Annotated in this window: 15 protein-coding genes; 6 read left to right on the top strand and 9 right to left on the bottom strand. The window is 71.3% G+C overall.

Annotated features, from left to right (window positions below; translation table 11 throughout):
* Positions 1 to 19 precede the first annotated feature (19 nt).
* The 4 genes from JO379_RS23585 to JO379_RS23570 form a co-directional block, all read right to left on the bottom strand.
* Positions 20 to 2,578 (bottom strand): ATP-binding protein, encoded by a 2,559-nt coding sequence (locus JO379_RS23585; RefSeq protein WP_209516849.1) that lies wholly within the window; start codon positions 2,576 to 2,578, stop codon positions 20 to 22.
* A gap of 268 nt (positions 2,579 to 2,846) precedes the next feature.
* Positions 2,847 to 3,170: an STAS domain-containing protein gene (locus JO379_RS23580; RefSeq protein WP_130879951.1), complete on the bottom strand. Its 324-nt coding sequence runs from the start codon at positions 3,168 to 3,170 to the stop codon at positions 2,847 to 2,849.
* Between the two features lie 137 nt (positions 3,171 to 3,307).
* Positions 3,308 to 4,156 carry a 3-hydroxyacyl-CoA dehydrogenase family protein gene (locus tag JO379_RS23575; RefSeq protein WP_130879950.1) on the bottom strand — a complete coding sequence of 283 codons (849 nt, stop codon included), beginning with the start codon at positions 4,154 to 4,156 and terminating at the stop codon, positions 3,308 to 3,310.
* Positions 4,157 to 4,327: 171 nt separating this feature from the next.
* Positions 4,328 to 4,978 carry a TetR/AcrR family transcriptional regulator gene (locus JO379_RS23570; RefSeq protein WP_209516846.1) on the bottom strand — a complete coding sequence of 217 codons (651 nt, stop codon included), beginning with the start codon at positions 4,976 to 4,978 and terminating at the stop codon, positions 4,328 to 4,330.
* Positions 4,979 to 5,058: 80 nt separating this feature from the next.
* Here JO379_RS23570 and JO379_RS23565 point away from each other — a divergent pair, with 80 nt between their 5' ends.
* Genes JO379_RS23565 through JO379_RS23555 form a run of 3 tightly spaced genes read left to right on the top strand, consistent with a single transcriptional unit; the run spans position 5,059 to position 7,219 of the window.
* On the top strand, positions 5,059 to 5,856 hold the full coding sequence (locus JO379_RS23565) for an ABC transporter ATP-binding protein (RefSeq protein ID WP_130879948.1): 798 nt from the start codon (positions 5,059 to 5,061) through the stop codon (positions 5,854 to 5,856).
* Between the two features lie 11 nt (positions 5,857 to 5,867).
* Complete coding sequence (locus tag JO379_RS23560) at positions 5,868 to 6,632, top strand: ABC transporter permease (RefSeq protein WP_130879947.1); 765 nt, start codon at positions 5,868 to 5,870, stop codon at positions 6,630 to 6,632.
* 14 nt (positions 6,633 to 6,646) lie between these two features.
* A complete protein-coding gene (locus JO379_RS23555; protein WP_130879946.1) occupies positions 6,647 to 7,219 on the top strand; it encodes a cob(I)yrinic acid a,c-diamide adenosyltransferase in 573 nt (190 codons plus the stop codon).
* 43 nt (positions 7,220 to 7,262) lie between these two features.
* Here JO379_RS23555 and JO379_RS23550 read toward each other — a convergent pair whose 3' ends face one another.
* Positions 7,263 to 7,841, bottom strand: coding sequence for a hypothetical protein (locus JO379_RS23550; RefSeq protein WP_209516843.1), 579 nt, complete (start codon positions 7,839 to 7,841; stop codon positions 7,263 to 7,265).
* A gap of 179 nt (positions 7,842 to 8,020) precedes the next feature.
* Between JO379_RS23550 and JO379_RS23545 the strand changes: the two genes are divergently transcribed.
* From JO379_RS23545 to JO379_RS23535, 3 genes are all read left to right on the top strand, one after another.
* Complete coding sequence (locus JO379_RS23545) at positions 8,021 to 9,241, top strand: sensor histidine kinase (RefSeq protein ID WP_245381532.1); 1,221 nt, start codon at positions 8,021 to 8,023, stop codon at positions 9,239 to 9,241.
* Complete coding sequence (locus tag JO379_RS23540) at positions 9,238 to 9,924, top strand: response regulator (RefSeq protein ID WP_130879943.1); 687 nt, start codon at positions 9,238 to 9,240, stop codon at positions 9,922 to 9,924. The genes JO379_RS23545 and JO379_RS23540 overlap by 4 nt, the downstream gene beginning before the upstream one ends.
* 163 nt (positions 9,925 to 10,087) lie before the next feature.
* Complete coding sequence (locus JO379_RS23535) at positions 10,088 to 12,409, top strand: glycoside hydrolase family 18 chitinase (RefSeq protein WP_209516839.1); 2,322 nt, start codon at positions 10,088 to 10,090, stop codon at positions 12,407 to 12,409.
* 54 nt (positions 12,410 to 12,463) lie between these two features.
* Here JO379_RS23535 and JO379_RS23530 read toward each other — a convergent pair whose 3' ends face one another.
* The 4 genes from JO379_RS23530 to JO379_RS23515 all read right to left on the bottom strand — a co-directional run bounded on the left by JO379_RS23530 (position 12,464) and on the right by JO379_RS23515 (position 15,902).
* Positions 12,464 to 12,913, bottom strand: coding sequence for a DUF2550 domain-containing protein (locus tag JO379_RS23530; RefSeq protein WP_130879941.1), 450 nt, complete (start codon positions 12,911 to 12,913; stop codon positions 12,464 to 12,466).
* A 120-nt stretch (positions 12,914 to 13,033) separates the two neighbouring features.
* A complete protein-coding gene (locus JO379_RS23525; RefSeq protein WP_130879940.1) occupies positions 13,034 to 13,408 on the bottom strand; it encodes a F0F1 ATP synthase subunit epsilon in 375 nt (124 codons plus the stop codon).
* Between the two features lie 128 nt (positions 13,409 to 13,536).
* The gene (gene atpD, locus JO379_RS23520; protein ID WP_130879939.1) at positions 13,537 to 14,979 is read right to left on the bottom strand and encodes a F0F1 ATP synthase subunit beta; all 1,443 of its coding nucleotides are present in this window, start codon (positions 14,977 to 14,979) and stop codon (positions 13,537 to 13,539) included.
* A gap of 5 nt (positions 14,980 to 14,984) precedes the next feature.
* The gene (locus JO379_RS23515) at positions 14,985 to 15,902 is read right to left on the bottom strand and encodes a F0F1 ATP synthase subunit gamma (RefSeq protein WP_130879938.1); all 918 of its coding nucleotides are present in this window, start codon (positions 15,900 to 15,902) and stop codon (positions 14,985 to 14,987) included.
* Between the last annotated feature and the right edge of the window lie 10 nt (positions 15,903 to 15,912).

Below are 15,912 nucleotides of genomic sequence, written 5' to 3'. Positions count from 1 at the left end.
GAGGTGCACCCGCCACGGCCTACACAGCGGGAGCGCTTCCGCTCGCGGAGTTCGAGCTGTCGGCGGGGGACGTGGGAGGCGTCGGATTCTGCGTCGGCGGCTCGGGGTCCTTCGTGGGCTCCTGCGTCTTCGTCGGCGTCGGCTTCTGCGTCGGCGGCGTGGGATCGCCACCGCCCGGCGTACGCGTGGGGCTCTTCGTCGGCCCGCCCGACGACGACGGCGAGCCGGACGGCGAACCGCTGCCGCTCGGGCTCGGCGACGTGCTGCCGGAGGCACCCGGCGAGGACGGCGTGGCGCCCGGGCTCTGCGACTGGCCGGGCTTCCCGCTGCCGCCCGGTGCCTGCGGGCGACCGGTGGCGCCCGGCGCCGGCTGATCGGCGTTGAGGGTGTTGTCGCCGTCCTGCTGGGACGCCGACTGGTCCGGCTTCACCTGGTCCGACGGCTTGTGGTTGGGGCCGCCGGAGGCCGCACCGAGCGTGACGACCGTGCCGAGGACGCCCGCGAGGAGCGCGCCCGCGCCCGCCGCGATCAGATTGCGCCGGGCCCGGCCCACCATGAGTCTCCTGGCCCACGGCTCCCGGTGCGCCGGGCGGCCCGGGCCGCTCTGCGCGACGGGCCCGGAGGCCCCCGCGGGCCCGGCCTTGCCGCTGTCCGCGCCGAAGCCGTGGACGACCGTGGTCGCCCCCGAGTCGTGGGAGCGGGCCGCGGGCACGGCGTAGGGCGGGGTGACCGACTGCTCGCTCCGCGCGGCCGGGATCTCCTCGCCCGCCGGGGCGGGGCCGTCCTCGCCGGGCAGCGGCGGCAGCGGGGGCACGCCGGGGACGCCGCGCATGCCCATCGCCAGCCCGGAGCGGTCGGCGACGAGCGCGAGCGCCCGGCGGCCGGCGACCGCGCCGCGCTTGTCGGCCATCACACCGCGGAGCCCTATCGAGGCCTCCAGCTCGGCGCGGGCCCGGTCGAGGCTGCCGGTGCACAGCGCCAGCACGCCCAACTCGTGGTGGAAATACGCTTCTTCGCCGACCTCGCCCGACATGCGCGCGGCCGCCTGGCCGTGCCGCAGGCAGCGCTCCCAGGCACTCCAGTGGCAGGCGGCGGCGAAGGCGGGCGCCGCCGTACGGGCCAGCAGCACCGCGGCCGCCGGGTGTCCGGCCTCGCCGTCGGCGACCAGCACGGCCATCGCGGCGAGGATCGCGTCGGCCTCGGCGGCGGCGCGCTCGGGGGCCACGGAGGGATGCCCGGCCCACCAGGCGTAGTGCTGCGCGGCGGAGTGCGCGCGAGCGGCGGTGTCGGTGCCGTAGCCCTCGGCGAGCAGCTGGTCGGCGACGCCGACCGCGAGCCGGTAGTGCGCGCCGACGGCGGTGATCAGCCCGCTGGCGAGCAGCTCGCCGACGGCGGCGTCCGCGTGGGTGTCACCGGCCAGCGCGGGCAGATGGGCCTGGTGGGGGACCTCGCCGCCGAGGGCGAGGGCGAAGCTCAGGGTGTCGCGGGCGACGTCGCTGAGCCGGGAGGCGAGCACGCCGACGGGCGCCGCGCTGACGGCGAGGCTCGGCAGCGGCGGCTTGACGTCGCCGCCGGCCTCCTCGGAAGCGCCGGCCGCGTCGGCCACGTAGGGCCGCTCGGCGAAGACGCCGAACTCGTCGACGGCGGCGGGGTCGGCGCCCGTCCGGTCGCGCTGCCGCAGCAGGGCCCCGGCCTGGACGAACCGCAGCGGCAGCCCCTCGGACTCGAACCACAGGTCCGCCGCCCAGTCGGCTTCCTCGTCCGTGAGCGGCCGCTCGACGGCCCGCTCCAGCAGCTCCAGGCAGCCGGTGCGGTCGAGGCCGCCGAGGAAGACCTCTTCGAGGTGCGAGTCGGGGGAGGGCGCGGCGACATCGGGCGTGGCCGCGAGGAGGAAGGCGCACTCGGGGGTCGCGTCGAGCAGCTCGTCGAGCGCGCTGCCGCCGAACTCGAGGTCGTCCAGGACGACGATCGCGCCGATCTCGTGCACCGCCGCCAGGATCCCGGCCCGGTCGGGGCGGTTCAGCGGCGCGTGGTGGACGGCGGCGAAGAGCTCGTAGAGCAGGTCGGCGGGGGTGCGGTGGTAGCCGCTGAGGCGGACGACGCCGTCGGGGGCCAGGCCCTCGACGTCCGTGGCGACGGCGTCCAGCAGGGCGGTGCGCCCGGAGCCGGCGGGGCCGGTGAGGCGCACGGAACGGCCACGGGAGAGCAGCCGGGTCAGCCGCTCGCGCTCCTCGTCCCGCTCGACGAGCGGCAGCTCGGGGCCGACGGGGCGGGCGGGCGGCGGCGGGGCCGCGGCCCGGCGCCGCTCGGCGCGCTCGTCGGCGTCGTGCCGCTGGGGGCGGGCGGGCAGTCTGCCGGGCGGGCAGGGCTCTATTTCGCTGCCGTCGACGGGGTTGACGGTGAGCAGATAGTCACCGGTGACCAGCTGGACGACCCGGACGGGCCCCTGGCTCGGGGTGTCGGGCGCGCTCGACGACGCGGCCGCGGGCTCCGACCGCGACGGCTGCTGCGGGCCGCCGTCGGCGGACGCGCGGGCGTCGTCGTGGAAGTCCTCGGATCCCGGGTTCGTCGGGTCCATGGTCAAAAGCCCCCCAGATGCGTGGCGTGCCGTCCTGCCCTTTCGGCCTGACCTTCGCTTCTGGTCCGGTGCCCGCCGTGGGCGTACTTATGCGGCCTTTTCGTGTGCGGCGGGAAAACCGAACCTCAGACCTGCGCCCAGTATCTACGACGGCCGGGGGCGGATGCCGCCGGGGCAGATCACAGTCTTATGAGGATCTGATGCCGGATGGGGCCGGGGGGCGGAAGGGGACCCGAGCGGACCGGGTGACGTCCCGAAGGGGGGCGGGTCAGACCCGGGGCAGGGACTCCGCCTCGATGCCGCCCTCGATGGCGAGGATGCGGTGCAGCCGGGTGGCGACCAGGAGCCGCTGCATCCGGTCGGGGACCCCGCGCAGGACGAGCCGCCTGCCGGTGCGGCCGGCCCGGCGGTGGGCTCCCATGATCACCCCGAGCCCGGTGGCGTCCCAGGAGTCCAGCTCGGTCAGGTCCAGGACGAGGTCGCCCCGGCCGGCGTCGAGCGCGGAGTGCAGCAGGCTTCGGGCGTCCGCCGCGTTACGGACGTCGAGGCGCCCCCCGACGACCAGCTCGGCGTGGTCGCCCCTGATATGCATATGCGCTCCCGGGAGTGGTCGGTGATGTGGGTGTGGCCGTACTGAACTGACTGCCTCTCACACGACAAAGTTGCCGCCTGTAAGCGAACCGATACCGAATTCACCCCGGAGGGTGAATTCGATTGGGCGTTACAGGCTCAGTGCTGGTAAAAGCCCTGCCCGCTCTTGCGGCCGAGGTCACCCGCGTCCACCATGCGGCGCATCAGCTCCGGCGGTGCGAACTTCTCGTCCTGGCACTCGGTGTAGATGTTGTCCGTGGCGTGCATCAGGATGTCGACACCGGTCAGGTCGGCGGTGGCCAGCGGCCCCATCGCATGACCGAAGCCCAGCTTGCAGGCGATGTCGATGTCCTCGGCGCTGGCCACCCCGGACTCGTACAGCTTGGCCGCCTCGACGACGAGCGCCGAGATGAGGCGCGTGGTGACAAAGCCCGCGACGTCGCGATTGACGACGATGCAGGTCTTGCCGACACCCTCGGCGAACTCCCGCGCGATGGCGAGCGTTTCGTCACTGGTCTTGTACCCGCGAACGAGCTCGCAAAGCTGCATCATCGGCACCGGCGAGAAGAAGTGCGTCCCGACGACGCGCTCCGGGCGCTGCGTGGCGGCGGCGATCTTGGTGATCGGGATGGCGGAGGTGTTGGAGGCGAGGACCGTCTCGTCCTTGACCAGCCCGTCCAGGGTGCGGAAGATCTCGCGCTTGGTGTCGACGTCCTCGAACACCGCCTCGACGACGATGTCGGCGTCGGCGGCCGCGTCCAGGTCGGTGGTGGCGGTGATCCGGGCGAGGGCCGCCTCGGCGACGTCCGCGTCGAGCTTGCCCTTGGAGACGAACTTGTCGTACGAGGCCTTGATGCCGTCCGTGCCCCGCGTGAGCGCGGCGCCGGTGACGTCCCGCAGCACGACGTCCCACCCGGCCTGGGCGGAGACCTGTGCGATCCCGGAACCCATCAGACCGGCTCCGATGACGGCGAGCTTCTTGGCCACTGCTGTCCCCTTACTCCCTGTTCACTTACGGTCTCTGGCCCGGACCTTAGCGTCAGTGGACGCGCCGTTGGGAAGGAAGAGATGCGCGTCACGTCCCAAATGACGGACATCACACTGGACAGCCCAGCGGCCTGACCACACCCCGCAGTTGAGCCACTCCAGCCCCATGATTCACACGGTCGGTCGTACGGTCCCACCGGCGTAGCCGAGCAGCTTCTCCCCCATCAGCTCCTCCATCTCGTCCAGCAGGACGAGCGCGTCGCGGGAGACGTCCTCGGCCGTACGGCCCGTCAGCAGCGCGCGCCCGATGTGCTCGGCGAGCCGGGCCCGCACCCAGGCGAGCTGACCGGCCACCAGTTCCGGCAGTACGTCACCGGGCGCGGCCCCGGCCTCCTCGGCGAGGGTGACCGTGAGCGCCTCGGTGGCCTGCCGGTCCATGGCGGCGAGACGGGACGTCAGGACCTCCGACTCGCCGATGACCCGCAGGAAGCGGTCGTATCCGTCGATCAGCCCGAGGCGCGGCGAAACGGCCACGGCCTCGGCGCGCAGCACGCGCAGCACGGCCCGGGCGGCCGACTCGCCCTCGGCCCGGCCCCGGACGATGGACGGCAGCCAGTCGACGACGTCGTCCTGCCGGTCGAGGAAGAGGTCTTCCTTGGCGGGGAAGTAGTTGTACACGGTGTTGACGGACACGTCGGCCGCCGCCGCGATCTCCGCGATCGTCACGGCGTCGAATCCGCGCTCCAGGAACAGGCCGGTCGCGACATCGGAGATGTGCTGCCTGGTCTGCCGCTTCTTCCGCTCCCTGAGCCCCTCGGTCATGGCCCCATCGTAGCTTCGTTGGGCTCTATTAAAACTTGGTGTCATTGCAAACTTTAAGAGACTCTGCTTTTCTTGCGGCCATGGACGCACCCGATCGGCTCAGCATCAGCGCCACCGGGCTCACCCGGACCTTCCACACCGCGCGAGGCCCCGTCGAGGCCGTACGCGGCATCGACCTCACTGTCCGCGAGGGCGAGATCCTCGGCCTCCTCGGACCCAACGGCGCGGGCAAGACCACCACCCTGCGCATGCTCACCACCCTTCTCTCCCCCACCGGCGGCACCGCGACCGTCGCCGGCCACGACCTCGCCCGCGACCCGGCGGGCGTACGGCGCCGCACGGGCTACGTCGCCCAGGCCGGCGGCGTGGATCCGACCGTGTCCGTACGCGAGGAACTGCTCACCCAGGCCCGCCTCTACCGGCTCCGCAAGGCCGAAGCCGCCGCCCGCGTCGAGGAACTCACCCTCGACCTCGGTCTCACCGGACTGCTCGACCGTCCCTGCGGCGCCCTCTCCGGCGGCCAGCGGCGCCGTCTCGACCTCGCCATGGCCCTGACCCACCGGCCCGAAGTGCTCTTCCTCGACGAGCCCACCACCGGACTCGACCCCGGCAGCCGCGCCGACCTGTGGGACCTCCTGCGCCGCGTCCGTGCCGAGTGGGGCACCACCGTCGTCCTCACCACCCACTACCTCGACGAGGCCGACGCGCTCGCCGACCGGCTGGTCGTCGTCGACCGGGGCGCCGTCGCCGCCGAGGGAACCCCGGCCGACCTCAAGGCCCGATACGCCGGCTCACCCGACGCGAGCCTCCAGGACGCCTTCCTCGCCGTCACCGGGCGCACCACCACGCCCCGGGAACCCGCCCCCGTAGCCGTCTAGGAGCCACCGCGATGCCCCCTGTCCCCGCCCTCCTGTCCGACACGGCGCTGGTCTTCGGCCGCTACGCCCGGCAGACCCTGCGCTCGAAGATGGCCGTCACCTTCGGCATGCTGATGCCGCTGCTCTACCTCCTTCTCTACGGGCCCCTGCTCACCGACGTGCCGCTCGGCGCCTCGGGCAGCTCCTGGCAGATCCTCGTCCCCGGACTACTGCTCCAACTCGCGCTGTTCGGTGCGGGCTTCGCCGGGATCGGCCTGCTGATGGAGAAGCAGCACGGCGTGATCGAACGCATGCGGGTGACCCCCGTCAGCCGACTGGCCCTGCTGCTGGGGCGGGTGCTGCGCGACGCGGTGCTGCTGACCTTCCAGGCCGGGCTGCTCGTCCTCGCGGCCGTCGTCATGGGTCTGCGCGCGCCGCTGCCCGGCGTGCTCATCGGCTTCGCCTTCGTCGCCCTGCTGGCGGCCTCGCTGGCGTCGCTGTCCTACGCGCTGGCCATGAAGGCCGCCGCCCCCCAGGCCTTCGCACCGGTCGTCAACGCCGTCAATCTGCCCGCGATGCTGCTGTCGGGCCTGATGCTGCCGATGTCACTGGCGCCCGGCTGGCTCGACGCGCTCTCGCACCTGATGCCGCTGCGCTATCCGGTCGACGCGGTACGGGCGGCGTTCGTCGGCGACTACACGGCGCCGGCCATGCTGCACGGCGCCCTCGCGGCACTCGCCCTGGCCGCCGTCTCCGTGACGGCGGGCACACGGCTCTTCCGTGCGGCCGGTGCGTAGCTAGGCTCGTACCCATGGTCAATCTGACGCGCATCTACACCCGCACCGGGGACGACGGCACGACCGCCCTCGGCGACATGAGCCGCACCGTGAAGACCGACACCCGGATCGCGGCGTACGCCGACGCGAACGAGGCGAACGCCGCGATCGGCGTGGCCATCGCGCTGGGGCAGCTGCCGCAGGAGGTCGTCAAGGTACTCGTACGGGTGCAGAACGACCTCTTCGACGTCGGCGCGGATCTGGCGACGCCGGTCGTCGAGGAGCCGAAGTACCCGCCGCTGCGGGTCGAGCAGTCCTACGTCGACAAGCTGGAGGCGGACTGCGACCACTTCCTGGAGGGCCTGGAGAAGCTGCGCAGCTTCATCCTGCCCGGCGGCACGCCCGGCGCGGCCCTGCTGCACCAGGCGTGCACGGTGGTCCGGCGCGCCGAGCGCTCCACGTGGGCGGCGCTGGAACTGCACGGCGACATCATGAACCCGCTGACGGCGACGTACCTCAACCGGCTCTCGGACCTGCTGTTCATCCTCGCGAGGACGGCGAACAAGGAGCTCGGGGACGTCCTGTGGGTACCGGGCGGGGATCGCTGAGACCCGGCGTGTCCCGGCCCCCGTCGAGGGCCGGGACACGAGGTCAGAGCTTTTCGAAGGTGCGGGACGGTTCCTCGGAACCCGCTCCGCCCTTCGGCTCCTTGGGCCAGATCGTGTAGCTCGCCGCGATGGCCAGGTTGATGCCGATCACGATGAGCATCTTCGTCTGCCAGCCGCGCAGCGAGCTGATGTCACCCGAGTCGCCGACGTACCAGATCGCGGCCTGGAGCAGGCCCATGGCGACGACCGCCGCCAGGACCCAGCGGCCGGCGGTCTTCCACTCGTGGACCGTGCGCGCCGTGCCGTACTTCGGTGCCTTGACCGGCGGGGGGCCGCCCGCGAAGCGGTGGGCGAAGCGCTGGTCGATCCACTTGATCGTGGCGTGGCCCATGCCGACCGACCAGCCGATGTAGACCGCCGCCAGGCCGTGCTTCCAGTCGGCCTCCGCGCCGTTGCGCAGGTCCATCGCGGTGGCGACCAGCAGCACCAGCTCCAGCACGGGCTCCAGCAGCAGCACGGCCGCGCCGGCGCGGGGCATCTTCGCCAGATAGCGCAGGCTCAGGCCGCCGGCCAGCAGCACCCAGAAGCCGACCTCACAGGCGATGATCAGCATGACGATCACGGGTCTCTCCTTCCCTTACCGCCCCCTTCGTCCGGGACCCCTCCAGCGTCGCCGCCGGCCGGTTCCGTTTCGTCGTCGCGCGTGACGATCCCGCGCTGCATCCTTCGATGTACCGAAGTCCGTCGCGAAGCGCCCCGCAGGGGACGTCCGCACCCCCTCCGACATGCTGTGATGGACCCATGCCCGTCCGCCTCCCCAGCCGTCCCCACCGTGACGACGTCCTCATCGCGGCCGTCGGGCTGCTCGGCGGGCTCACCCTGTGGTTCCTCGGGCTGAGCAACAACCCGCCGATGCTCGGGCTGCCGAAGTGGCTGTGCCTGGTCGCGCTGGGCATCATGTGCGGCACCGAGCTGCTGCGGCGCAGCGCCCCGCTGACGGGGCTCGCGATCGGCACGGTCACGATCGTGCTCGACATCTGCACGGGTTCGCTCGTCGCGACGATCGCCATGTACACGGACGTCGTCTACGCGGCCGCGCTGTACGGGCGGCTCTCCGTCGCCCGCCGCATCCCGCGCGCCTGCGAGCTGGTGACGGGCATCGCGACGCTGCTGGCCCTGGCTCTCATCCGGAAGCCGGAGGCGCTGCTCATCGGCTTCGGCGTCGGGGTGCTGACCATCGCCCCCGCCTGGACCGGCATCGGTATCCGGGAGCACCGGGACGCCGCCCGGTCCGCTCGGCTGGAGGCCGAGCGGACCGCGCTGCTGGCCGAGCTGGACCGGCGTGAGGCGGTCGGCGCGGAGCGCGCCCGGATGGCGCGCGAGCTGCACGACATGGTCGCGGGGCATCTGTCGGCCATCGCAATCCACTCCACGGCCGCGCTGTCGATAGGCGATCCGAAGGCGTCCGGGGAGGCGCTGACCGTGATCCGGGAGAACAGCGTGCAGGGGCTCGCCGAGATGCGCCGTCTCATCGGGCTCCTGCGGCACGCGGTCCCCGATGAGGAGCCCGCCGCCTCGCCCCGGCTCGACGGTGTCGACGCGCTGCTCGCCCGGGCGCGTACCACCGTGCGCGACGACCGTTTCGTCTTCGTCCTGCGGGACGGGCGCGGTCCGGGCGCCCTCCCGGCGCCGGTGGAGCTGGCGGCATACCGCATCGTGCAGGAGTCGCTGACCAACGCCGTGAAGCACGCGGCGCCGGGCGAGGTGGTGGTGGAGCTGTCCCGTGACGGGCACGGGGGCGGGGCGGGTGCCGGGCCGCTGACCGTGCGGGTGACGAGCTCGCTGAGCGGCGACCAGCACGCTCCCCGGGCCCCGGGTGCGGGGGCCGGCCTGGTCGGCATGCGGGAGCGGGTCGCCCTGCTGGGCGGGGCGTTGGAGGCCGGCCCGGTGGCCGGATCCGACGGAGAGAAGTTCTGGGAGGTACGGGCGGAGCTGCCCGTGGAAGAGGAGTGGACGCCATGACGGACCGCGAGACGGGCACCGGGCACATCCGCGTCGTGGTCGCCGACGACCAGTCGGCCGTGCGGTCCGGACTGGTGCTCATCCTGCGTTCGGCGCCCGGTGTCGAGGTCGTCGGCGAGGCCCCGGACGGCGAGGAGGCCGTGCGGCTGGCCCGCGAGCTGCGGCCCGATCTGGTGCTGATGGATGTGCAGATGCCCCGCCTCGACGGGGTGTCGGCGACCCGGCTGATCGTCGCCGAGGGGCTGGCGGACGTTCTCGTGCTGACCACCTTCGATCTGGACGAGTACGTCTTCGGGGCGCTGCGCGCGGGGGCGGCCGGGTTCCTGCTCAAGAACAGCGAGGCCGCCGACCTGGTCGCGGCCGTGCGGACCGTCGCGCGCGGCGAGGGGCTGATCTCCCCGGCGGTGACGCGCCGGCTGATCGCGGAGTTCGCCCGCCCCGTGCCCGCGCGGTCGGCGAACGCACCCGACCCCGCCGTCCTCGACGTCCTGACGCGCCGGGAGCGCGAGGTGCTGGCGGCGCTCGGGGCGGGGTTGTCGAACGCGCAGATCGCCGAGCGGCTGGGGATGGCGGAGGCGACGGTGAAGACGCACGTCAGCCGGTTGCTCGGGAAGCTGGAGCTGCGCAGCCGGGTGCAAGCGGCCGTGCTGGCCCAGGAGTTGGGTCTGGTCCAGACCTCTTGACCGTTGGTCCAGACCTTCTTACCCTCCCCTCACAACTGTGGTGAGGGTGTTCATATAACGCACACTCACCGGGCTGCGCACAGGTTCCGACGTTCGTCCCCCACCAGTTAAGGACTCCCCCGGCCCACCGCTGGGTGGTCCCCCCACACTCAAGGAGTTTCCCTTGAGCACAGGAACCTCAGCACGTGTCAGACACACCAAACGCATCACTTCCGTAGCCGTCGTGGTGCTCGCCGCACTACTGCTCCCGCTCGCCACCCTGGTCGGCCTCGCTGCCGCGCCGGCCCGGGCGGCGGCCTCCGCGACGGCCTCCTTCACCAAGACCTCCGAGTGGGGCAGCGGCTTCCAGGGCCAGTGGACGGTGAAGAACACCGGCACCGCCCCCATCAACGGGTGGACCGTCGAGTGGGACTTCCCCGCCACCACCACCGTCGGCGCCTACTGGGACGCCCTGGTCACCTCCTCGGGCGGGCACCACACCGCGAAGAACCGCGAGTACAACGGCACCATCGCCCCCGGCGCCAGCGTCTCCTTCGGCTTCGTCGCCTCCGGCGACGGCGAGCCGAGCGGCTGCAGGCTGGACGGCGGCCCCTGCGACGGCTCCTCGGGCGACGACCCGCCGAGCGCGCCCGGGCAGCCCGCCTCCACCGGCGTCACCGAGAACAGCGTCTCGCTGAGCTGGACGGCGGCCACCGACGACAAGGGCATCAAGAACTACGACGTCCTGCGCGGTACCACCGTGGTCGGTACGGTCTCCGGCACCACCTTCACCGACACCGGCCTGACCGCCGACACCGAATACACCTACACCGTCGTCGCGCGCGACACCGCCGGTCAGACGGGACCCGCCTCCCCGCCCGCCACCGTCCGTACCGGCACGGGCGGCGGCACCGACAGACCGCCCTCCGCCCCCGGCACCCCCCAGGCCACCGCCGTCACCGACACCTCCGTCGTGCTGAAGTGGACCGCCGCCACCGACGACAAGGGCATCAAGGACTACGACGTCTACCGCGGCACCGCCAAGGTCACGACCGTGGCCAAGCTCGCCTGGAAGGACACCGGGCTCACCCCCGGCACCGACTACGCCTACACCGTCGTCGCCCGCGACACCGCCGACCAGACCGGCAAGGCCAGTGCGCCGCTGAGCGTCCGGACCACCGGCGGGGGCGGACAGCCGGGTGAGTACGCCAAGGTCGGCTACTTCGTGCAGTGGGGCATCTACGGGCGCGGCTACACCGTGAAGTCCCTGGACACCACGGGCGCCGCCGCCAAGCTCACGCACCTCAACTACGCCTTCTCCAACATCGACCCGGTGAACCTCACCTGTCTCAACGGCGTCACCAAGGCCACCTCCCCCAACCCCCAGGACCCCAATCAGGGTGACGGCGCGGGCGACGCCTGGGCCGACTACGAGAAGGGCTTCGGGGCGGGCGAGTCCGTCGACGGCGTCGGCGACACCTGGAACCAGCCGCTGGCGGGCAACTACAACCAGCTCAAGAAGCTCAAGGCCAAGTACCCCGAGCTCAAGACCCTGATCTCCCTCGGGGGCTGGACCTACAGCAAGTACTTCTCCGACGCGGCGAAGACCGACGCCTCCCGGCAGAAGTTCGTGAAGTCCTGCGTCGACATGTACATCAAGGGCAATCTGCCGGCCACCGGCGGGCGCGGCGGCGCCGGGGCCGCGGCGGGCGTCTTCGACGGCTTCGACCTCGACTGGGAGTGGCCGGGCTCCGAGGGCCACGCCGGAAACCACGTCTCGAAGGACGACAAGGCGAACAACACCCTGCTGTTCGCCGAGTTCCGCCGCCAGCTCGACGCCCTGAGCAGCACGACCGGCAAGAAGTACCTGCTCACGGCCTTCACCCCGGCCGACCCGGGCAAGATCGAGGCGGGCTGGGACATCACCACCAAGGACGGCACGCCCAGCGTCTTCGACTACATGGACTTCGCCAACGTCCAGGGCTACGACTTCCACGGCTCCGGCAGCGACAACAGCTGGGAGCCGAACCGCACGGGTCACCAGGGGAATCTCTACACCGACGCCCAGGACCCGTACCCCACGAAGTTCAGCGTCGAGTCGACCGTCCGGGCGTACCTCGACGCCGGCGTCGACCCGCGCAAGGTCGTCCTCGGCCTCGCGTTCTACGGCCGCGGCTGGCAGCAGGTCGCCGACGGCGGCGCACGCGGCGAGTGGCAGGCGGCGGGCGGCGCGGCCCCCGGCCAGTTCCCGGAGGAGGCCGGCACCCGCGGCTACGACAACCTGCTCGCGTCGGTGCCCAACCTGACCGTGCACCACGACGAGCAGTCGGTCGCGACGTACGGCTACACGGGCGACAAGGGCCAGTGGTGGACCTTCGACGACGTCTGGTCCATCAACAAGAAGACGGCCTGGCTCAAGAGCCGGAAGCTGGGCGGCGTCATGATCTGGGAGATGTCCGGCGACAGCGGCACGCTGATGACCGCCGTCGACAGCGGCCTGAAATAACAAATCGCCGGCCGGGCTGGTCTCAGCCCGGCCGGCGATCGAGGCCATACGCGACTACGCCACGTTCACGCGTTGCCCCGGAGGCGCCGCCTCCAGCCACGCCAGGAAGCCCGTCAGGGCGTCCTCGCTCATCGCCAGCTCCAGCCGCGTACCGCGGTGCATACAGACCAGGACGACGGCGTCGGACAGCAGGGCCAGCTCCTCCTCGCCCTGCGGCGTACGCCGCTCCAGCACCTCGATCGAGGCCCGCTCCAGGACCCGGCGGGGCCGGTACGCGTACGAGAAGACCCGGAACCACTCGATCCGGTCACCGTTGTACCGCGCTACGCCGTACACCCACCCCTTGCCCGCCGGCTCCGGGTCGTCCTCGGGGACGTTCCAGCGCAGGCTGCAGTCGAAGGTTCCCCCCGACCGCTGGATGAGCCGTCTGCGCAGCCCGAAGACGAAGAGTCCCACCAAAACCAGCAAGACGACGATGCCGCTCACGAGCAGAGCGAGGACCATCTCCACCGACCTCCTCGCATCATCTAGAGCAACCGCACCTGTATTGCCTCAGCCGCGGACCGCCCTGGAGAACTCCAGTGCGGTCCGCGGCTGAGGGACGAACTCAGTGAGTCGCGGGGTTCAGTGAACGCCCGTGACCGAACGCAGCCGGACATCCGCACGACGCTCGGCGTGCGCGTCGGCCTCGGCCTTCGCGCGCTCCAGCGCCCGCTCCGCGCGCTGGACGTCGATCTCGTCGGCCAGCTCCGCGACCTCGGCGAGCAGCGAGAGCTTGTCGTCCGCGAACGAGATGAATCCACCGTGCACCGCTGCGACGACATTGCCGTCCGCGGTCTTGATCGTCACCGGGCCGGACTCCAGCACACCGAGCAGCGGCTGGTGGCCGGGCATGACGCCGATGTCGCCCGATGTGGTACGCGCGATGACCAGAGTGGCCTCGCCGGACCAGACGCTTCGGTCCGCCGCGACCAGCTCGACGTGCAGCTCAGCAGCCAACGTGGCTCCTCGGGTCTCCACCTGCCGGGTCTGACAGGTGTTGGGTCAAAGAATAGGGGACGTACGGTCCGGGGGCGGGGGAGCCCCGCCCCCGGACCGCTGATCACAGGGCTCGACGAGCCCGAGGATCAGGAGACGCCCAGCTCCTTGGCGTTGGCCTTGAGGTCCTCGAGGCCACCGCACATGAAGAACGCCTGCTCGGGGAAGTGGTCGTAGTCGCCGTCGCAGATCGCGTTGAACGCGGCGATCGACTCGTCCAGCGGCACGTCCGAACCGTCCACGCCGGTGAACTGCTTCGCCACGTGGGTGTTCTGCGACAGGAAGCGCTCGACGCGACGGGCACGGTGGACAACGAGCTTGTCCTCCTCGCCCAGCTCGTCGATACCGAGGATCGCGATGATGTCCTGGAGGTCCTTGTACTTCTGCAGGATCGTCTTGACGCGCATGGCGGCGTCGTAGTGCTCCTGCGCGATGTAGCGCGGGTCCAGGATGCGGGACGTCGAGTCCAGCGGGTCGACCGCCGGGTAGATGCCCTTCTCCGAGATCGGACGCGACAGCACGGTCGTCGCGTCGAGGTGCGCGAAGGTCGTGGCCGGGGCCGGGTCGGTCAGGTCGTCCGCGGGGACGTAGATCGCCTGCATCGACGTGATCGAGTGACCACGCGTCGAGGTGATGCGCTCCTGCAGCAGACCCATCTCGTCCGCCAGGTTCGGCTGGTAACCCACCGCGGACGGCATACGGCCGAGCAGGGTGGACACCTCGGAACCGGCCTGGGTGTACCGGAAGATGTTGTCGATGAAGAAGAGCACGTCCTGCTTCTGCACATCGCGGAAGTACTCCGCCATGGTCAGACCGGCCAGGGCGACGCGCAGACGGGTGCCCGGGGGCTCGTCCATCTGGCCGAAGACGAGCGCCGTCTTGTCGATGACGCCCGAGTCGGTCATTTCCTCGATGAGGTCGTTGCCCTCACGAGTGCGCTCACCGACACCGGCGAACACCGACACACCGTCGTGGTTGTTGGCCACGCGGTAGATCATTTCCTGGATCAGCACGGTCTTGCCGACACCGGCACCACCGAACAGACCGATCTTGCCGCCCTTGACGTACGGGGTCAGCAGGTCGATGACCTTGACGCCGGTCTCGAACATCTCGGTCTTCGACTCGAGCTGGTCGAAGTTCGGGGCCTTGCGGTGGATCGGCCAGCGCTCGGTGACCTCGACCGTGGACGGGTCCACGTTCAGGATCTCGCCGAGGGTGTTGAACACCTTGCCCTTGGTGACGTCACCGACGGGCACGGTGATGCCCGCGCCGGTGTCGGTCACCGCGGCCTGGCGGACCAGACCGTCGGTGGGCTGCATGGAGATGGCGCGGACCAGGCCGTCACCCAGGTGCTGGGCGACCTCGAGGGTCAGCGTCTTGAGCTTGCCGTCCTCGGCCGGGTCGGCCACCTGGACGTGCAGCGCGTTGTAGATCTCCGGCATCGCGTCGACGGGGAACTCCACGTCGACGACCGGGCCGATGACCCGCGCGACGCGGCCGGTGGCCGCAGCGGTTTCAACAGTCGTGGTCATAGTGGTCAGTCACTCCCCGCGTTCGCGTCGGCCAGGGCACTGGAGCCACCGACGATCTCGCTGATTTCCTGGGTGATTTCGGCCTGGCGGGCCGCGTTCGCAAGCCGCGAGAGCGACTTGATGAGTTCGCCGGCGTTGTCGGTCGCCGACTTCATCGCGCGACGGCGGGCGGCGTGCTCGGAGGCAGCCGACTGCAGCAGCGCGTTGTAGATCCGGCTCTCGACGTACCGCGGCAGCAGCGCGTCGAGGACACCCTCGGCCGACGGCTCGAAGTCGAAGAGCGGAAGGATCTTGCCCTTGCCCGCCTCCGCGGCCTCGTCCGTCACGTCGAGGCTGAGCGGCAGCAGCCGCTTCTCGACCGGCGACTGCGTCATCATCGAGACGAACTCGGTGAAGACGATGTGCAGCTCGTCGACGCCGCCCTCGGCGGTGTCCCGCTGGACCGCCTCGATGAGCGGACCCGCGACCTTCTTGGCGTCCGCGTAGGTCGGGCTGTCGGTGAAGCCGGTCCACGACTCGGCCACCGGACGCTCCCGGAAGCCGTAGTACGCCACGCCCTTGCGGCCGATGATGTACGTCACGACGTCCTTGCCCTCCGAGCGCAGGCGCTCGGTGAGCTTGTCCGCGGCCTTGATGGCGTTGGAGGAGTAGCCGCCGGCCAGACCGCGGTCGCTCGTGACGAGCAGCACCGCGGCGCGGACCGGGTTCTCGACCTCGGTGGTGAGGGCGTGCTTGGTGTTCGAGCCGGTGGCAACCGCCGTCACCGCGCGGGTGAGCTCACTCGCGTACGGCGTCGATGCCGCCACCTGGCGCTGCGCCTTGACGATGCGCGAGGCGGCGATCATCTCCATCGCCTTGGTGATCTTCTTGGTCGCGGTGACGGAGCGGATGCGACGCTTGTAGACCCGGAGCTGGGCTCCCATGGATCAGGTC

The sequence above is a fragment of the Streptomyces syringium genome (assembly GCF_017876625.1).
GTDB classification, from domain to species: Bacteria; Actinomycetota; Actinomycetes; order Streptomycetales; family Streptomycetaceae; genus Streptomyces; species Streptomyces syringius.
This window is presented reverse-complemented; position numbering and strand designations above follow the sequence as displayed.

Excerpts from the sequence above, each read along its gene's own strand:
- JO379_RS23585 (WP_209516849.1), bottom strand. The coding sequence starts at position 2,578 with ATGGACCCGACGAACCCGGGATCCGAGGACTTCCACGACGACGCCCGC.
- JO379_RS23580 (WP_130879951.1), bottom strand. The coding sequence starts at position 3,170 with ATGCATATCAGGGGCGACCACGCCGAGCTGGTCGTCGGGGGGCGCCTC.
- JO379_RS23570 (WP_209516846.1), bottom strand. The coding sequence starts at position 4,978 with ATGACCGAGGGGCTCAGGGAGCGGAAGAAGCGGCAGACCAGGCAGCAC.
- JO379_RS23565 (WP_130879948.1), top strand. The coding sequence starts at position 5,059 with ATGGACGCACCCGATCGGCTCAGCATCAGCGCCACCGGGCTCACCCGG.
- JO379_RS23560 (WP_130879947.1), top strand. The coding sequence starts at position 5,868 with ATGCCCCCTGTCCCCGCCCTCCTGTCCGACACGGCGCTGGTCTTCGGC.
- JO379_RS23555 (WP_130879946.1), top strand. The coding sequence starts at position 6,647 with ATGGTCAATCTGACGCGCATCTACACCCGCACCGGGGACGACGGCACG.
- JO379_RS23545 (WP_245381532.1), top strand. The coding sequence starts at position 8,021 with ATGCCCGTCCGCCTCCCCAGCCGTCCCCACCGTGACGACGTCCTCATC.
- JO379_RS23540 (WP_130879943.1), top strand. The coding sequence starts at position 9,238 with ATGACGGACCGCGAGACGGGCACCGGGCACATCCGCGTCGTGGTCGCC.
- JO379_RS23530 (WP_130879941.1), bottom strand. The coding sequence starts at position 12,913 with ATGGTCCTCGCTCTGCTCGTGAGCGGCATCGTCGTCTTGCTGGTTTTG.
- atpD (WP_130879939.1), bottom strand. The coding sequence starts at position 14,979 with ATGACCACGACTGTTGAAACCGCTGCGGCCACCGGCCGCGTCGCGCGG.
- JO379_RS23515 (WP_130879938.1), bottom strand. The coding sequence starts at position 15,902 with ATGGGAGCCCAGCTCCGGGTCTACAAGCGTCGCATCCGCTCCGTCACC.